Raw genomic sequence first — 17,278 nt, 5'->3', positions numbered from 1 at the left:
GATTCACTTTAAAACCGATACGAGTGCTACTGGAGTAAATTTTTTGCTGCCTCTGTCACGCTTGCGAACAGCAAGCAAAAAAAATTTATAACAGTAGCACGTAGCTAACAATGTATCGATTTTATTTAGAACTACCTATAGTAAGCCCAGCATATTGAACATTGTTTTGTACTCCCCTATAAAGACAGCTTTATAATAGTAATCATATCATCCAATAGCACCATACAATCTAGTGACACTATAATAAGGAGTTACCATGACTTATACTTTTAATCGCCAATTCCCTGCCACTCGCCTACGCCGCTTGCGTTATAACGATAACGTAAGAGCAATGATTCGTGAGGTCGAGCTACATCCTAAGCATTTAATTGCACCCGTCTTTGTCATCGAAGGTGATAACCAGCGCGAAGCAGTCGCAAGTATGCCAGGAGTTGAGCGTTTATCAATCGACCTACTTATTGAGCATGCTAAAGCACTATTAAGTGAGGGCGTGACCACTATCGATATCTTTCCTGTTATCGATAATAGCTTAAAAACTGCTGATGGCAGCGCGGCATATGATGAAAACGGCCTCACCGCTCGTACGGTAAAAGCCGTGAAAGATGCCGTTCCAGAAATGGTAGTGATGACCGATGTGGCGCTAGACCCTTATACTTCTCATGGTCAAGATGGCCTACTTGATGACAGCGGCTATGTCATGAACGACGAAACCACTGAGGTGTTGGTCAAGCAAGCTTTGGTTCATGCGCGCGCGGGTGCTGATATCATCTCACCTAGTGACATGATGGATGGCCGCATCAAAGCTATGCGTGACGCATTTGAGGCAGAAGGCTTTGTCAATACCGCTATTATGGCCTACTCAGCTAAGTATGCCTCTGCCTATTACGGTCCGTTCCGTGATGCGGTCGGTAGTGCGGGTAACTTAAAAGGCGGGCACAAAAAACAGTATCAGATGGACTTTGGTAATCGTGCTGAAGCGCTACATGAAGTCGCGATGGACATCAATGAAGGCGCGGATATGGTCATGATTAAGCCAGGCCAGCCCTATCTTGATCTGATCCGTGAAGTCAAAAACACCTTTGGCGTGCCGACCTTTGCGTACCAAGTCTCTGGCGAATATGCGATGCATATGGCCGCGATTCAAAACGGCTGGTTGACTGATGCGGTAATTTTAGAATCTTTAATTGGCTTCCGCCGTGCTGGTGCTGACGGTATTTTGACTTACTTTGCACTAGAAGCAGCACGTCAGCTAAATAACGCTTAATATTGAGCAGTGTGCTTTTTGTATTGTGGACGCTATCGCGCCAGCTGAAAACCATCAGCTGGCGCTTTTTTTATCTCTAAAGTGGTTTAAAACACTGATGAGTAGTGCTATAAACACGCACGGTCATGTGGCTTATTAAAATCAATTATAGGACCTACGGGTATGATACGAGTAGGATTAATATTGGCGTGACTGGTGTAATAATGCGCCTTAATATGATCCATATTTACCGTCTCTGCGATACCTGAGATTTGATATAAGTCACGCAGATAGCCCCAAAGATTTGGGTAATCAACGATACGGCGGATATTACATTTAAAGTGCCCGACATAAACGGCATCAAAGCGTACTAATGTCGTAAATAAACGCCAATCTGCTTCAGTGATCCTATTATCTATCAAATAACGCTGGTTTTCTAAACGTGCCTCTAAAGTATCTAGCGCATCAAATAGAGTGACGACCGCTTTTTTATAGGCCGCTTCTGTGGTGGCAAAACCTGCCTTATAGACACCGTTGTTGACCGCATCATAAACAAATGCATTAGTTTCATCGATTTCTGCTATTTTGTCTGACGGTAAAAAATTACCTGATACTGCTCCCACTTCATCAAAAGCTGAGTTAAACATACGAATGATTTCAGAGGATTCATTACTGACGATAGTATTGGTATGTTTATCCCATAATATCGGTACTGTGACCCGCCCTGTATAGTCTGATTTCGCTGCAGTATAAATCTCATATAGGTAGCTGGCATTCACAATCGGGTCAGCAATAACGCCTTCTTCCTCTGCAAACGTCCAACCTTTATCACCCATAAACGGATGAACCACAGACATCGTAATCATGTCCTCTAAACCTTTAAATTTTCGATAAATGATTGTACGATGTGCCCAAGGGCAGGCAAGCGAGACATATAAATGATAACGATTGGCTTCGGCTTTAAAACCGCTCTGACCTGATGGCCCAGAGCTTCCATCTGCTGTGACCCAGTTTCTAAATCCCGCTTCTTCGCGCTCAAAGCGCCCACCACTAGAGTCTGTGTCATACCATTTGTCTTGCCACTGACCATCAACCAATAAGCCCATCTCATTCTCCGATTTATTGCAGTTTTAATTTCATATCGATCGTTTTCTATTTACAATAACATTGCCACCAAGCCTAGCCAATAGAATTCGCCCTGCTATAAATAAGAAAAACTAAATAACCATTATAATATATTTAATAAAACTACACAAAAAAGTTTATATATCACTCAATATAAGGCTTGATACTCAATATTAAAACAATAAGTCGTTATTATGATAAAAAAGGCTTGCAAAGTCCTCAAAATTTGCTAAAATGCTCAGCCTAAATAGGCGTATAGCTCAGTTGGTTAGAGCGCTACCTTGACATGGTAGAGGTCGTTGGTTCGAATCCGATTACGCCTACCAGATTCGAAAAGCCCCAATCTTAAGATTGGGGCTTTTTTTTGTCCGTGAAATATGGGCTGTAGCGGAAAAGGAAACTATACGTCGATTCAAATTACCTCTTTTCTCACTTTCAGCAAACATCATCAAAAAACGTGTGTGCCCAAATTGTGCCTAAGTTGCGCCTGCTATCTATTTCGCCTTTCTTTCAGAGTAGCACTTTTGACCTCTACCCTAAACTATCTAAAGCAATCTCAAAATTGATTTACTTCTCTTTATCTAGCGACTCGTTAGGTACATAAGTAAATAAATCACCTACTTCAATATCTAGTGCCTCACAAATTTTATCCATAGTGTCAAAATCTATTCTTGAAGTCTGTTCGTTATAGATCTTGTGCACTGTCGACTTACTAATTCCTGTCATCCTTATTAGATCTGCCACCTTCATACGTCGTTCAGCTAGTAGCACTGGTAAATTACATAAAATCATTAATAATTCCTTAATAGACTAAAAAAGTACTTGCATCAACTAACAATAGCTAGTAAAGTACTTCTATCGAACAACAAATTACTTTTATAAAACTATTTGTTATCTCGATAAAACAACCTAGTTATTTAATTGGCTTACAGGGAATTTATTATGTCACATACCTACCTAACTACCCAAGAGCTTTCTGAGCTCATCAAATATAACCCTCGTACTATCCGTAATGAGCTCAAAGATAGCGTGCTTATCGAAGGCATTCATTATATACGCCCATTCGGTGGTCGTAAAATTTTGTACATTTGGGAAGAGATTGAAAAAGATATGCGCACTGGCATTGCCGGTAGCGTCAATGCCATGGCACTACAATAAGGAGGAATAGGATGGCTAGTATTAGAACCCGTAGAGGGAGCAATATGCTATTTGTCGATTTTTATTACATGGGTATACGCTGTCGGGAGACGACAAACCTAACAGACACACCAGCAAATCGCAAGAAGCTTGAAAAAGTGATTGAGAAGATGGAAGCAGAAATCATCTTAGGACTGTTCAACTACGCTAAGTACTTTCCAAAAAGTGATAAAGCGGCACAGATGGTAGCGTTAAACGACCGCAAGGAATGCATTAGTACCGATACGCCTTCTTTTGAACAGTTTGCAGAATTATGGTTTGCTGAAAAAGAAATTGAATGGCGTGATACTTACAAGCGCAAAATAAAGGAGATTATTGATATGTACTTGATTGTTAAGTTTGGGACTAAGCCCATTCATCTCATAAAAAAGACAGATGTATTAGCCTTCCGTTCATCGCTCGCCAAAGTAACGTACGGAAAAGCTAACAAACATCTGTCAGCGGCACGCATCAATTCGATAATGGTACCTTTGGGTATGATACTAAAAGAAGCGGCTAAACGCTATAAATTTGATAATCCTTACTACGATATCAATGCGCTCAAGCAACCTAAAACGGATATCCAACCATTCACACTAAGTGAGGTTTGGACGTTTATTAATGGGGTGAGAGCAGACTATCGCAATTATTATCTGGTACGTTTTTTTACAGGTATGCGTACGAGTGAGATTGATGGGTTAACGTGGGAGAACATTGACTTTAATCGACGTGAGATTGTGATCAAACAAGCTTATGTTAAAGGCAAAATTGTTCCTCCTAAAACTCAAGAGTCTTATCGTGCAATTCAAATGTCACCTTGGGTCTACGATGCTCTGAAGGAACAGCAGACCATCACTTATAAGCGATCTGACTATGTGTTTTGCGCACATACGGGTGAGCCACTTGATTACAACAATGTGAATAAGCGTGTTTGGCACCCTACTCTTAAGGTTTTAGGTCTGAAGAAGCGCAATGCTTATCAGACCCGTCATACCGCAGCAACGCTATGGTTGGCTGCTGGCGAAAGTCCTGAATGGATTGCCAGTCAAATGGGACACTCTACAACCAAGATGCTGTTTAATACATATAGTCGCTATGTACCGAACATGACTCGACAGGATGGTAGTGCGTTTGAAGCATTGGTCAATCGCAGTCAGATTGCTCAGGTATCTACCGATAAGGGGCCTCACAATGAAAATGATTGATTACGATATATTGCATGCGACGTTTAAACCTAGTGGCTATGTCAGTAATGGCGCAGATAATATTGCTAACTACCTCATCTGTGAGCTCTGCATTCAGTCAGGTACTGGTTTGGCTAGGTTCCTAAGTATTGATAGTTGCTTTGATAATCATATGGCGCTGCGCATATGGGTTCAAATGCGCTTAGAGGCCAATCCTGACTATGTCGTTGATGATATGTGTAGTCAGCTACAGAGTAAGCTTTACGAGCTCCTACCTCAAACTGGCTATGGATACTAAGGAGGGTATTATGAGTATGAACTTCGTCTTTGATTCAGCTCTGGAGGATACAGCAAAGCGTCTGTGCTATGAGTATTGGTCCTATGCGTCGCCCAGTGATTATATAGCGCATTTAGAACTGCTTTGTTATGACCACAACACGGAGACTGATGTTTTATTTGCTACACTTGCAAAATGTCAGGTTTATTTAGATGACGTACACTGTGAGTACTGTGGTCGTCCCTATCAATTAGATGTCCCAGCAGATGTACCTTATGCAAGGAGATTAAATTCTTGGTTTTGTGAGGGGTGTATTAGCTTTTCTGGTGGACAGCTTATTGTAGACAGATAGGTTTTTAGAAAAAATTTATTGCCAGACAACTTAGGTTGTCTGGTTTCGCATTCAATTAACTAGCGACATATACTGTCGTTTTAAATATATTATTCATTGTTTTACGAACAAAGTTCCGTTAAAGTAAATTCGTATTCAAATTCTACGATACTTTTAATAGACGGAGCTATTATGGCAAAACCTAGCAATCCTTATACCGATAATAGCTTTGTCTCCTCTGATCTTAAGACTATTTTGCACTCCAAACGTGCCAATATCTACTACCTCTCGCACTGCCGCGTCATGCAAAAAGACGGTAGAATTCTCTATCTCACCGAAGACGATAAAGCCAACCTGTTCTATAACATTCCTATTGCCAATACCACCTCCATCTTACTCGGTACGGGCACCTCCATCACCCAAGCGGCGATGCGTTTACTGTCGCAGGCTGGGGTTTTGGTGGGCTTTTGCGGTGGCGGTGGTACGCCGCTATTTATGGGGTCTGAGCGCGAAGTCTTCGTCGAGTGGCTGACCCCGCAGAGCGAGTATCGACCGACAGAATATGTGCAAGGTTGGCTCAGTTGGTGGTGGGATGACGATAAACGACTAGCTGCCGCTAAGATGCTACAACATGCGCGTTTGGCTTACTTACAAGCAATTTGGAGCAAAGATGTTGATCTAAAACGTCAGGGATTTGATAGCAGTCGTGATGACATTAAAGCGCTCATCGATAACAATATTCGACAAATCGATCAGCAAACTGAGGTCATGCACTTATTGCAGTTAGAAGCTCGCCTGACCAAAAACCTGTATAAACTCGCTGCCAAAAACACCGGCTATGACGGTTTTACTCGCGCCCATGATGGTATCGATAAGGCCAATAGCTTTCTCAATCATGGCAACTATTTGGCCTACGGACTGGGTGCAACCACCGCATGGACGCTAGGTATTCCACATGGTTTTGCAGTCATGCATGGCAAGACCCGGCGCGGGGCACTGGTGTTCGATATCGCCGATATTATCAAAGATGCGCTAGTACTACCCCTCGCCTTTATATGTGCTAGTGAAAATATGAGCGAGCAAGAGTTTCGCCAGGAGTGCTTAAACTTATTTACCAAACATCATGCGCTAGATTATCAGTTTGAAGCTGTTAAACAGATTGCTATGAATAAAAGCTGGCAGGTGTAGAAAATGATCGTTACCTTTGTATCTCAATGCGAGAAAAAATCGCTAAAACGTACTCGCAGAATCCTAGACGCCTTTGCTAATCGTATTGGGAATAATGTTTGGCAGACGGCGATTACCGAAGATGGCTTACAGACGGTTAAACAGCTCCTACGCAAATCAGCGACCAAGTCTACAGCGGTGAGCTGTCATCGTAATAAGACGCGCCAGCTGACGGAGCTGGTATGGATCGTGGGTAATAAACGCAAGTTTAATGAGGTTGGGGTGGTTCCTGTGAACCGTACCAAAAGAAATATTCTGCATAGTGAGTGGGAGAATGAATGGAGTTATGCCAGTAGTATTCAAATTATCGCTACACTTGCTGCATTACTCCACGACATTGGCAAATCAACGGTTGGTTTTCAAAAGAAACTCCTTGTCGGTAGTAAACAAGGCGACTCTTATCGGCATGAATGGATATCATTAAAACTGTTTGAGCTGATGATTGGCGATTGCAGCACTGACGAAGCATGGCTTGACCATTTAATGAATTTAAATGAATGGTTAGAAAATAACAATATAGAAAATCTACTATCTAATGCTAATAAAGATGTCGTCAATATAAAAGCTATGCCGCCCCTAGCACAGTGGATTGCTTGGCTGATTGTCACTCATCACCGCTTGCCACCTATCAAAAAGGTTTTTTATCCTTACAAAGATATTCAACGTTTGCAATTACCTCAAAATACGTTAGAGATTAAAAGAGACTTAAATCAGTTTTATGGAAAAATTGAGCCGTTCGACTATTGGGTAAAAAATCCTAAGTCGTTAGAGGAGATGACCAAAGCGCAATTAAAGGACTTTTGGCAATTTGAGCATTTAGTCATTAATAGCCCAGCTTGGCAAAAGAATATCAAGCGTTGGTCTAAAAAAGCCTTAAATGACCCGACCTTAATGCAATTAAGCCAGCAAGCAGTTGATGATAACAAAGCCATCAGCGATCCATTCTTACTGCATATATCACGGTTATGCTTGATGGTAGGCGACCATAATTATTCTAGTCTCAAAGAAGACGACTCTCGCTGTATCACAGTCGATAGCAGCTTTAAAAATTTAGCCGCTAATACCGACCGAACCGCCAGCACGCCCACCGTTAAGCAATCTCTTGAGGAGCATCTATTAGGTGTCGGAGCTTTTACAGCACATTTTTGTCGTGCACTTCCTATCATTGCCAGTGAAATGCCAACACTACGTAATCATGATCCATTAGCTAAACCTACTGGGATTGAATGTTTTAAATGGCAGAATCAAGCTTTTAAGATGACTTATGGTTTGCAAAAAGCCACGCGCGAGCATGGGTTTTTTGGAGTTAATATGGCATCGACAGGTGCAGGTAAAACCATCGGTAATGCACGTATCATGTACGCTCTAGCTGACCCAAAAAAAGGAGCGCGCTTTACTATCGCTTTAGGACTGCGGATTCTAACCTTGCAGACCGGTTTAAGCTTTCGTAAAAACTTAAAATTGGCAGGTGACCAGTTAGCCATATTAGTCGGTGGTAGCGCCAATAAAAAATTGTTTGAGCTGGCATACGATAACAAGACTAATGATATTACTGACATTATCGATGAATATAAAAAGAACGATGAGCCTGATAATGAGTCTGAAAATTTTGGTAGTGAGTCCAGCGAAGATTTGTTAGATGAAATCGTCGATAGCGACATTGACTATCAAGACTATGAGGCGCTGAATCTCGATACGGTCATCGCTAGCCCTAAAGCACGCGATTTAATATTTGCGCCTATCGTGACCTGCACCGTTGACCATATTATCCAAGCCTCTGAGTGCAAACGTGGTGGTAAATATATTGCCCCCATGCTGCGACTGCTCAGTAGTGACTTAATACTCGATGAACCTGATGACTTTGATCAAGCGGACTTGCCTGCGCTGTCGCGTTTAGTGCATCTAGCAGGACTTTTTGGTACGCGAGTGCTGCTTTCATCTGCAACCTTGACCCCTGACTTGGTGACAGGACTGTTTGAAGCCTATATGGAGGGGCGAAAACTATTTAATCAAAGTCAGAATAAACCTACGCCAAAAGTAGTTTGCGCATGGTTCGATGAACAGCCCAAAGCGATGCTATCGGAACAATGCAGCGACGTTAATGGCTTTCAGAACAGTCATAAACAATTTTGTGAAAAACGTGGCAGCTATTTAGCCCAGCAACCTATCAGACGTAAGGCAAAAATACTGCCTTTTTCAGCTAACTATACAAAGGATAAAGCGTCGCAGTTTTATAGCACTTTGGCGCAGACTTTGGTTGATGCTGCCATAGGCTTGCACTATCAGTATCATGAAGTGTCTGATAATAAGCTTCAAGCTGATAAAGTTGTGCGGGTAAGCATTGGACTCATTCGCGTTGCCAATATTAACAACATTACCAGTATCGCTATGCAGTTATTTAAAGCAGACAGCATAACGGTGCCAGATGACACGGTTATACATGTAGCGTGCTATCACGCTAAGCAGCTTTTACTACTGCGCAACGCTTTGGAGAATAAGCTAGATAGAATCTTAGACCGTAGCGATAGTAAAGTTAGTATTTTTAACCATTCTGAGATTAAGCAAATCATTGCTAATAATCCTGCCAAAAATCATATCTTCATAGTGCTTGCTACCCCTGTCGCTGAGGTCGGGCGCGACCATGATTACGACTGGGCAATCGTAGAACCCTCCTCCATGCGCTCTATCATTCAGCTGGCTGGGCGCGTGTGGCGGCATCGTCCTGATAAAGTCGCCGACGAGCCAAATATCTTACTGCTGCAATATAACATTCGCTACTTTAAACACCCTAATGGCAAACGCCCTATCTTTACCCATCCAGGATTTGAGACCACGCTGTTTAAACCACCAAGCTACGATTTGAATGAGCTAATGACAGCAGAACAATTAGCACAAGTTGATGCCAGACCTAGAATTAAAGCAGCTCATGATAAAACAGTAGAAACGCTGAGCGACCTCGAACACCAAGTTATGCGACATCTCCTTAACAACCCTAAGCTTAACTATGTCAATGCTTACTGGGATAGCAAAGCCACAGCCAATCGTACGCATACTCATCTACAGCAAATCAGTCCTTTTCGAGCTGGCACTCCGCAAGACGATTGGTTATTAATTCCGCGCATGGTTAATGATGATGAAGAAACTGATGTGCCAACGACAGGATTTGATGCTTACTATGCAGAAGATGTATTTGAAAAAGGTTTAGTTAAATCTACCATCCATAATAAAACCATTCAGCCGCTAGACTTTAATTTTGAGCACGCGCAAATAAAGCCGTGGTTGAGCACTTCATTGAATGACGTCTTGCAGGACTTACAAGTGGCACAGCCTGATAAGAGCTTGCTTTCATTAGCCATTACCTACTCGTCAGTGTCACTTGATAGCATCAAGGCTAATAACAGTCGCGGCTGGGCGTTTCATGAGTTTTTTGGTTTTGTGCGGGAGTGAGTTATTGGCATGAAAAAAGCACGGCGTTAACCGTGCTTCTTGATTGAGCCAATCCACCTATGCGGTGGTGAAATTTAATATTGTGTATGACATTTTCTAAGCCATTTAAGCAATGGTGTACTATAATAACAAATCGATTATTTTATTTTAATATTATGTATGACATGGTTGATTATAATTTAAGCTTATGCTTTAATGCTTTAGTCAACTATTCAATACTGATGTTGGCTTTTACTTATAGGTTCATACGAGGTAATTGATTATGGCGAGAAAAACACATCATGTTGTGCCAAATTCGGAAGGTGGCTGGGATGTTAAAGGTGGTGGTAGCAAACGTGCCATTAAACATCATGAGCGCAAAACAGATGCAGTTGACCATGCACGTGGAATCAGTCGCAATCAAGAGTCTGAATTAGTTATTCATAATAAAGATGGCAGAATCAGCAATGCTGATAGCCATGGTAATGACCCTTATCCCCCTAAAGATAAGCGATAAACTTATTTTCTGATACTGTAAGGCGTATAGGTATTCCATATCTATACGCCATCCTCAGAATATTACTAAACGTTATTTAGGATACAATCTATGACTGACATACCCCCAGAGCTAGCAAGCAATGCGGTCAACGCCTTTCTTGCTAGCCAATACGACAAAAAGACTGAAACCGAGCAAAAGCAGCTCGCTAAAGCCATTGAAAATAAGGAGCATGAAAAGGCTTCAGAGTTAAAAGAAACCTTAGCAGATGCTAAAGATAAATATAGCGTCAATAATTGGATTGCTGACGCTGCAACGCGCATGGCAAAGCAATTAAATTTTGGTACGCATATCTCAAAAGGGGTACACCCTGATGCCAAAGGCGATAATGTCAGTTTTGAAGCCATAAATAATTTACCCAAAACCATCGTCGGTACGCACTCAATAGACAGTAGCTATATTGATGCCAATGGTAATGCCGCTGCCCTGCCCCTGGCCGCTTTTTTCGATTTTGAAATAAATGAGACAACTAAAATTCGTGACCTTATCTTAGCAGATAATACTGACTTTTCTGCTTCACTTAACAGTGACCAAACTCTTGCAAATACTTACCACCAAACCTTTAAAGAGGCTTTGCAAAATAACATTACTGAGCCAGTCACTCATGAGCGTAACAAACAGACCTTATGGGTCATTAGCGCTTATGAAGAGACCGATATTGAGCAGCTTAATTATATTAATATCGTCCCGCTTTATCCTTCTGTACTTACCCATGAAGTTTACCAACGCGTCAATCATCTTAAATTTTCTGATGACAATAAAGCCGCACGCGATAATCGCTTTAAGAAAACTGCCGAACAGCGTCCTTATGTGAGCTTGAATAATTTGGCAACCGTTCAGCTTGGTGGCACTAAGCCGCAAAACGTCAGCCTGCTCATGAGTAAACAAGGTGGCCGTAATTACCTCCTTCCTTCTCTGCCACCAATCATCAAGCAAGACCGCGCTTTTAAATTATCCAAATTTGCCAATAGTATCTTTAGCACTGGCATGGAATATAACGCCCGCGAAGCCATCCAAAATATTTTTAAGTCCATTAAAGATACGCGCAACATTGTCGATGTCAGAGACGCACGCAAACGAGCTATCGATGAAGTGTTATATCAGATATTTGCCACAGCAGAAGATATCCGCACTACCCTACATGCTGGCTGGTCAAAAGACTATGAGCTTGACCGCATTGAGAAGCTTTGGCTCGATCCCAAACGCGCCGACCTTGATGGTGAAGCTGAGTTCAAAGCAGAACGTGAAGAAGATGATGCTTGGCATAGTCAAATCGTTCACCGTTTTGCGCGTTGGCTCAATACCTTAATGCAAGCTGAATTTAAGCAAATAGCCAACGATTTTGGTGATGCTGAACATTTGGAATGGGAACGTGAGATTGAGGATATGAAAAAACGCTACGAGCGCGCAGGCAAAGGAGTATTTTTATGAGCCGCATAGATGATGACAATAATATTGGTGTGGTTGGCTATTTGATGTTTAAAAAGGTCGTCATTGAAGGAGCGAATACTATCTCAAGTCCGCTGACTTATGGCTTCCCCGCTGTCACTGGGTTTTTGGGTAGCTTTCATGCGATGTCACGAAAAATGGTAGATGATGAGCTGCTCTCTGATGTCTGTTTAGGCGGTGTACTTCTTGCCTGTCACGACTGCCAACCACAAATGTATCGTCCTAATAGTTATAACAACTACACTTTCAACCAAACGCGCAATCCTATCAAAAAAGATGGCAAAACCGCCTCTATAATTGAAGAAGGCAAATGCCGATTGGTGATGACCTTTGTAGTCGAGATATTAGGTACAGATATCTTAACTAATGAGCAGCAAGATTATGCCATGCAAAGAACCAAACAGTGGCTACAGCAGCAGCGTATGGCTGGTGGTAGCGTAAGGGGCTTGGCAAGGTTTGAGCCCGTGCAATTCTTTGATAAAGATGACGTCAGCTCTATTACTGCGCAATTACTGCCGGCTTTTGTGTTAATGGATGCGCAGGACGACTTTGTCGAGATTATCGATAAGGTGCAAGCAGACAACCCAGACGCGACGCCACTAGACGCTTTGATAGATGTTTGTACACTACATCATATTCCTAAAACCCAAAAAAACGGTGATACAAAGTGGCTGACTACCTCACGTAAAAGCGGACACGGTTGGTTAGTGCCTATGCCGATAGGTTATCAAGGTATCTCTGATTTATATGACGCTGGCATGATGCAAAACGTGCGCAATCCTGAATATCCTAGTCAATATGTTGAAGCTATATATAGCCTTGGCAGGTGGGTTTATCCGCAGCGTCTAAATAGTGTCGGCGGTGATAATGATATTGCTAATGCGTTTTGGCGTTACCATTATAATGCTGATGAATCACTTTATTTAGTCACTCAAAATCGAGAGTTTTAATTTTACTTTGTTCTAATCAATAACCCGTTCAATTAACTTTTAATTTCTTACAATCATGGAGAATAATATGTCAAAAACAGCCCTAAAAACTGCATCCGTCCTAGCCTTTGAGCGTAACCTTGATATCTCAGATGGTTTCTTTGCACAAACAGACAGCCAAACTGCTAACGCTAAAATTAGTGCTGTAACCATTAACGAAAAATCTGTCAGAGGTACGATTAGCAACCGTCAAAAAAACGCCATTGCTAAAGACCCTGCCAAGCTCGATGCCGAGATTCAAAAAGCCAATCTACAAACGGTAGACTCAGCCTCATTAGATGAAACCAATGATACTCTGATTGTAACGTGGAGCTGTAAGGTGTTGCCGTTCACCGGTAAACCTAGCGTCTGTAACGACCAAGATTATCAACAGGCCTTAGTCTCAACGGTACAGGATTATTTGGATGACCAAGGCGTTAATGAGTTGGCTCGTCGCTACGCTAGTAATATTGCCAATGCCCGCTGGTTGTGGCGCAATCGTGTAGGCGCTGAAAGCATCAAGGTTAATGTTAAATGTGATATTGATGGCACTAAACACGACGTCGAATTTGATGCAAAGTCCATTTCACTAAAAGACTTCAATACAGACGATAGCAATATCAATGAATTGGCTAAGCTGATTGAAAAGGGCTTAAATGGCGACGCTTTTATCATTTTATACGTCAAAGCCGCTGCCTTAATGGGTTACGGTCAAGAAGTTTATCCCTCGCAAGAACTGGTACTCGATACGGGCAAGAGCAAAAGTAAAATCTTGTATGAGATCAATGGCAAAGCAGGCATGCACTCTCAAAAAGTCAGCAATGCCATTCGCACTATCGATGACTGGTATCCTGAAGCCGAGTTCCCTATCGCTATCGAACCTTATGGTGCGGTCACGACTTTGGGTACAGCGTTTCGCCAACCTAAAGATAAAATGGACTTCTACAGCCTGTTTGATAACTGGGTATTAAAAGGCGAATCGCCAGACGTAAACCAGCAGCATTATGTCATGGGCGTACTTATCCGTGGCGGCGTATTCGGTGCCAGCGGCAAGGAGTAACTTATGAGTCAGATGACCCATTTCCAAGAAATAACCATAATCCCCGACCCCGAGATTGCACCTTACTTTATTTTGAGTAAACTATTTACCCAATTACATATTGCATTAGCGGAGATGAAAAATGATCACGGCATCGACTCCGTCGGTGTCAGCTTTCCTGATTATCATTATGACGAAAAGGGTAAATCATCCAAGCTTGGTCTAAAACTTCGAGTCTTTGCTCCCAGTAAAGTGGATTTAGAGACTCTAGATCTCGATAAATGGCTAGAGCGATTGACGGACTATGTGCATGTGAAGCGCATTAATGAGGTTGGTGACAAAGCCAAAGGGCACGTTGTGATCAGACGCTACCGCCATAAAAACGTGCTTAAGCAAGCTGAAGCATTCGCTGAGCACAAAGGCATTACGCTGGAGGCGGCACTGATACACTGCGCCAAACACAAGCAGGATAACAAGCCCTATCCGTATATCAACTTAAGGAGCATCAGCAACAATCAACCCTACGCATTATCTATCATTCAAGAAATGGCAGATAACGAAACTCAAGGGTCGTTTAACAGCTATGGCATTAACAATGCGGCAGATAAGGTTACTGTTCCCCATTGGTAAGCCACTTATAAGGTAATGATGAATTACCCAAAAATTGGGACAAAAAACCCTTTTTTTGAGCTATTTAAAAACTTGCAATAAAATCAATCAGTTACAACAGAGTGAAAAATGGAGGGTAAAATAGGGTATTTTGACCTCCACGCCTTGTTGTAACTAAATTTTTTGAGGTATAATTCCTCTTCCTCACCGCATAGGTGACTTAGAAATGCAACGATGTTTGGTGTACCTACTAATGCCCTCTTCCTCACCGCATAGGTGACTTAGAAAACGTTTGAGCAGTTATTCGGATTTGCTCAGGGCTTCCTCACCGCATAGGTGACTTAGAAACGACCGACTGGCAGAACGTCAGCACTCTAGCCCTTCCTCACCGCATAGGTGACTTAGAAAAGTTTATTACTGACTATAATCACATGGTTAGCCTTCCTCACCGCATAGGTGACTTAGAAATATTGGAAGAAGTCCTAAGTTTTGGTTATGGACTTCCTCACCGCATAGGTGACTTAGAAACAAGGCTAGGTCGTACGATTACACCAAAAAAACTTCCTCACCGCATAGGTGACTTAGAAAAGTGGCGTAAATTATCTCAAAGCGTATGGCATCTTCCTCACCGCATAGGTGACTTAGAAATGATGCAAAACTGAAATTTTATAGTGTACGCACTTCCTCACCGCATAGGTGACTTAGAAAGAGTCAATCCATGCAGCCAATGACCACGGTTACTTCCTCACCGCATAGGTGACTTAGAAACCTTAGAACATTGGGCTAAGGGGTCTTTTTTTCTTCCTCACCGCATAGGTGACTTAGAAAAGTAAGCCCTACTGTACCAATGCAAAAGGGTTCTTCCTCACCGCATAGGTGACTTAGAAAGCCTACCCATACCCAAACGCCCACAATTTCAATCTTCCTCACCGCATAGGTGACTTAGAAAACCTAAAAAACCTAAGTCTAAGAGTAAGTCTACTTCCTCACCGCATAGGTGACTTAGAAAAGCTAAAACAATGTGGGTACAAGCGATAGATACTTCCTCACCGCATAGGTGACTTAGAAAAAAAGAAGTTTACAATCTCAGAAGCAGAGGCACTTCCTCACCGCATAGGTGACTTAGAAAACTGTATTAGAAGTTCATACAAACGTACTGAACTTCCTCACCGCATAGGTGACTTAGAAACGCCCAAAAACAAGATTTGATGAATACAATCAGCTTCCTCACCGCATAGGTGACTTAGAAAATTAATAAGCAAAACTATCCATTAATAAGCAACTTCCTCACCGCATAGGTGACTTAGAAACCTCAAATTTGGACGTTTTAGAGTGGTTTTGCTCCTTCCTCACCGCATAGGTGACTTAGAAAAGCTGGGCTAGTCGGGGTTACTAAATGATTGTCTTCCTCACCGCATAGGTGACTTAGAAATTTTGACATTTGATTTATCCATAAATTAAATACTTCCTCACCGCATAGGTGACTTAGAAAAGTTGCGATAAATAGATCAAATAGTAATGGCACTTCCTCACCGCATAGGTGACTTAGAAAAATCGTGAACATATCTGCTGTATTCCCGTCTCCTTCCTCACCGCATAGGTGACTTAGAAAGATAAGAGAATATTTGAATTACTAAGGTTAGACTTCCTCACCGCATAGGTGACTTAGAAAAACAAGATCAGGGCTTAGAAGACAATGAAGACCTTCCTCACCGCATAGGTGACTTAGAAAATTTCAAACTCCCACCCTTGTTGCGACTGTCCCTTCCTCACCGCATAGGTGACTTAGAAAGTCCAGCATCATTGCGGTTATCGCCAATTTTTCTTCCTCACCGCATAGGTGACTTAGAAAAATTACAATATAGCTTGGTTAGTCGCTTTATCCTTCCTCACCGCATAGGTGACTTAGAAAAGTTAGTGTCAGCGATAAATGCAATCAAAAAACTTCCTCACCGCATAGGTGACTTAGAAACCTTGTATAGCCTGTGGGCGTTCCCCACAGCTCTTCCTCACCGCATAGGTGACTTAGAAACATGTAGATACTGTATTCCTATGAACTTCTAACTTCCTCACCGCATAGGTGACTTAGAAAATGTACACGTTATGAAACTGTCTCAAGAAGCCCTTCCTCACCGCATAGGTGACTTAGAAACACACTTGGGGTGATGGTCTGTGCATTTTCTGCTTCCTCACCGCATAGGTGACTTAGAAATGGGAGCTGTGCAAAAAACCCAGCTTCTAAAGCTTCCTCACCGCATAGGTGACTTAGAAATGAATAGTAGGAAGTGCCGTTAATGGGGCAATCTTCCTCACCGCATAGGTGACTTAGAAATATTGAGTTTGTCCTCAACGATACTCAAGTTTCTTCCTCACCGCATAGGTGACTTAGAAACTCTAAAAATAAAGTAACATCGTTATTATCAGTCTTCCTCACCGCATAGGTGACTTAGAAACGAGGTCAGTGCTTACTGACGGCGGGTTTCACCTTCCTCACCGCATAGGTGACTTAGAAATGAGAACTTTTGCTCATAAAGGTTTTTGGTTGCTTCCTCACCGCATAGGTGACTTAGAAATCGCAAAATAAGGGTAGGGCGTTCAGCCCGTTCTTCCTCACCGCATAGGTGACTTAGAAATCTCTATCGTCCTCTAACTGTTCCCTAGCAATCTT

The 17,278-nt window shown here is 42.2% G+C and carries 14 protein-coding genes, 1 tRNA gene and 1 CRISPR repeat array; of the genes, 13 read left to right on the top strand and 2 right to left on the bottom strand.

Annotation, left to right across the window (positions count from 1 at the left end; genetic code table 11):
- Nucleotides 1-256 precede the first annotated feature (256 nt).
- Nucleotides 257-1,264: a porphobilinogen synthase gene (hemB, locus tag ACT3TU_RS04625; RefSeq protein ID WP_192523335.1), complete on the top strand. Its 1,008-nt coding sequence runs from the start codon at nt 257-259 to the stop codon at nt 1,262-1,264.
- A gap of 107 nt (nt 1,265-1,371) precedes the next feature.
- On the opposite strand, the gene ACT3TU_RS04620 is transcribed toward hemB, so the two are convergent.
- Nucleotides 1,372-2,349, bottom strand: a complete 978-nt coding sequence (locus ACT3TU_RS04620; protein ID WP_192523334.1) for a glutathione S-transferase family protein — start codon at nt 2,347-2,349, stop codon at nt 1,372-1,374.
- Between the two features lie 268 nt (nt 2,350-2,617).
- Here ACT3TU_RS04620 and ACT3TU_RS04615 point away from each other — a divergent pair.
- Nucleotides 2,618-2,694 (top strand) — tRNA-Val (locus tag ACT3TU_RS04615).
- Nucleotides 2,695-2,935: 241 nt separating this feature from the next.
- Here the strand turns inward: ACT3TU_RS04615 and ACT3TU_RS04610 are convergent.
- Nucleotides 2,936-3,160, bottom strand: coding sequence for a helix-turn-helix domain-containing protein (locus ACT3TU_RS04610; protein WP_095570171.1), 225 nt, complete (start codon nt 3,158-3,160; stop codon nt 2,936-2,938).
- 150 nt (nt 3,161-3,310) lie between these two features.
- Between ACT3TU_RS04610 and ACT3TU_RS04605 the strand changes: the two genes are divergently transcribed.
- The 11 genes from ACT3TU_RS04605 to cas6f all read left to right on the top strand — a co-directional run bounded on the left by ACT3TU_RS04605 (nt 3,311) and on the right by cas6f (nt 14,631).
- Entirely contained in the window at nt 3,311-3,526 is a 216-nt protein-coding gene (locus ACT3TU_RS04605) for a hypothetical protein (protein WP_075107543.1), read from the top strand.
- Nucleotides 3,527-3,537: 11 nt separating this feature from the next.
- Nucleotides 3,538-4,749, top strand: coding sequence for an Arm DNA-binding domain-containing protein (locus tag ACT3TU_RS04600; RefSeq protein ID WP_095570170.1), 1,212 nt, complete (start codon nt 3,538-3,540; stop codon nt 4,747-4,749).
- A complete protein-coding gene (locus tag ACT3TU_RS04595) occupies nt 4,736-5,026 on the top strand; it encodes a hypothetical protein (RefSeq protein ID WP_192524381.1) in 291 nt (96 codons plus the stop codon). The genes ACT3TU_RS04600 and ACT3TU_RS04595 overlap by 14 nt, the downstream gene beginning before the upstream one ends.
- 10 nt (nt 5,027-5,036) lie before the next feature.
- Nucleotides 5,037-5,357, top strand: a complete 321-nt coding sequence (locus ACT3TU_RS04590; protein WP_095570168.1) for a hypothetical protein — start codon at nt 5,037-5,039, stop codon at nt 5,355-5,357.
- Nucleotides 5,358-5,528: 171 nt separating this feature from the next.
- A complete protein-coding gene (cas1f, locus tag ACT3TU_RS04585) occupies nt 5,529-6,524 on the top strand; it encodes a type I-F CRISPR-associated endonuclease Cas1f (RefSeq protein WP_192524382.1) in 996 nt (331 codons plus the stop codon).
- Nucleotides 6,525-6,527: 3 nt separating this feature from the next.
- A complete protein-coding gene (gene cas3f / locus ACT3TU_RS04580; RefSeq protein ID WP_192524383.1) occupies nt 6,528-10,010 on the top strand; it encodes a type I-F CRISPR-associated helicase Cas3f in 3,483 nt (1,160 codons plus the stop codon).
- 262 nt (nt 10,011-10,272) lie between these two features.
- Nucleotides 10,273-10,506, top strand: coding sequence for a DUF2188 domain-containing protein (locus tag ACT3TU_RS04575; protein WP_192524384.1), 234 nt, complete (start codon nt 10,273-10,275; stop codon nt 10,504-10,506).
- A gap of 90 nt (nt 10,507-10,596) precedes the next feature.
- Nucleotides 10,597-11,976, top strand: a complete 1,380-nt coding sequence (gene csy1 / locus ACT3TU_RS04570) for a type I-F CRISPR-associated protein Csy1 (protein ID WP_192524385.1) — start codon at nt 10,597-10,599, stop codon at nt 11,974-11,976.
- Entirely contained in the window at nt 11,973-12,944 is a 972-nt protein-coding gene (gene csy2 / locus ACT3TU_RS04565; RefSeq protein ID WP_192524386.1) for a type I-F CRISPR-associated protein Csy2, read from the top strand. Before csy1 ends, csy2 begins: the two co-directional genes overlap by 4 nt.
- 67 nt (nt 12,945-13,011) lie before the next feature.
- Nucleotides 13,012-14,022, top strand: coding sequence for a type I-F CRISPR-associated protein Csy3 (gene csy3, locus ACT3TU_RS04560; RefSeq protein ID WP_192524387.1), 1,011 nt, complete (start codon nt 13,012-13,014; stop codon nt 14,020-14,022).
- Between the two features lie 3 nt (nt 14,023-14,025).
- Nucleotides 14,026-14,631 carry a type I-F CRISPR-associated endoribonuclease Cas6/Csy4 gene (cas6f, locus tag ACT3TU_RS04555; protein WP_225736974.1) on the top strand — a complete coding sequence of 202 codons (606 nt, stop codon included), beginning with the start codon at nt 14,026-14,028 and terminating at the stop codon, nt 14,629-14,631.
- A gap of 178 nt (nt 14,632-14,809) precedes the next feature.
- Nucleotides 14,810-17,243: a CRISPR direct-repeat array (repeat unit 28 nt; unit sequence CTTCCTCACCGCATAGGTGACTTAGAAA).
- Nucleotides 17,244-17,278 lie beyond the last annotated feature (35 nt).

The organism is Psychrobacter sp. AOP3-A1-26, assembly GCF_052378235.1.
Taxonomy (GTDB): Bacteria; Pseudomonadota; Gammaproteobacteria; order Pseudomonadales; family Moraxellaceae; genus Psychrobacter.
Note: the sequence above shows the minus strand (reverse complement) of the source record. Positions and strands in the feature narration are given on the sequence as shown.

Coding starts and splice junctions, on each gene's coding strand:
- ACT3TU_RS04575 (WP_192524384.1), top strand. CDS start 10,273: ATGGCGAGAAAAACACATCATGTTGTGCCAAATTCGGAAGGTGGCTGG.
- ACT3TU_RS04620 (WP_192523334.1), bottom strand. CDS start 2,349: ATGGGCTTATTGGTTGATGGTCAGTGGCAAGACAAATGGTATGACACA.
- cas1f (WP_192524382.1), top strand. CDS start 5,529: ATGGCAAAACCTAGCAATCCTTATACCGATAATAGCTTTGTCTCCTCT.
- csy2 (WP_192524386.1), top strand. CDS start 11,973: ATGAGCCGCATAGATGATGACAATAATATTGGTGTGGTTGGCTATTTG.
- csy3 (WP_192524387.1), top strand. CDS start 13,012: ATGTCAAAAACAGCCCTAAAAACTGCATCCGTCCTAGCCTTTGAGCGT.
- hemB (WP_192523335.1), top strand. CDS start 257: ATGACTTATACTTTTAATCGCCAATTCCCTGCCACTCGCCTACGCCGC.
- ACT3TU_RS04600 (WP_095570170.1), top strand. CDS start 3,538: ATGGCTAGTATTAGAACCCGTAGAGGGAGCAATATGCTATTTGTCGAT.
- ACT3TU_RS04595 (WP_192524381.1), top strand. CDS start 4,736: ATGAAAATGATTGATTACGATATATTGCATGCGACGTTTAAACCTAGT.
- cas6f (WP_225736974.1), top strand. CDS start 14,026: ATGAGTCAGATGACCCATTTCCAAGAAATAACCATAATCCCCGACCCC.
- cas3f (WP_192524383.1), top strand. CDS start 6,528: ATGATCGTTACCTTTGTATCTCAATGCGAGAAAAAATCGCTAAAACGT.
- ACT3TU_RS04605 (WP_075107543.1), top strand. CDS start 3,311: ATGTCACATACCTACCTAACTACCCAAGAGCTTTCTGAGCTCATCAAA.
- ACT3TU_RS04590 (WP_095570168.1), top strand. CDS start 5,037: ATGAGTATGAACTTCGTCTTTGATTCAGCTCTGGAGGATACAGCAAAG.
- ACT3TU_RS04610 (WP_095570171.1), bottom strand. CDS start 3,160: ATGATTTTATGTAATTTACCAGTGCTACTAGCTGAACGACGTATGAAG.
- csy1 (WP_192524385.1), top strand. CDS start 10,597: ATGACTGACATACCCCCAGAGCTAGCAAGCAATGCGGTCAACGCCTTT.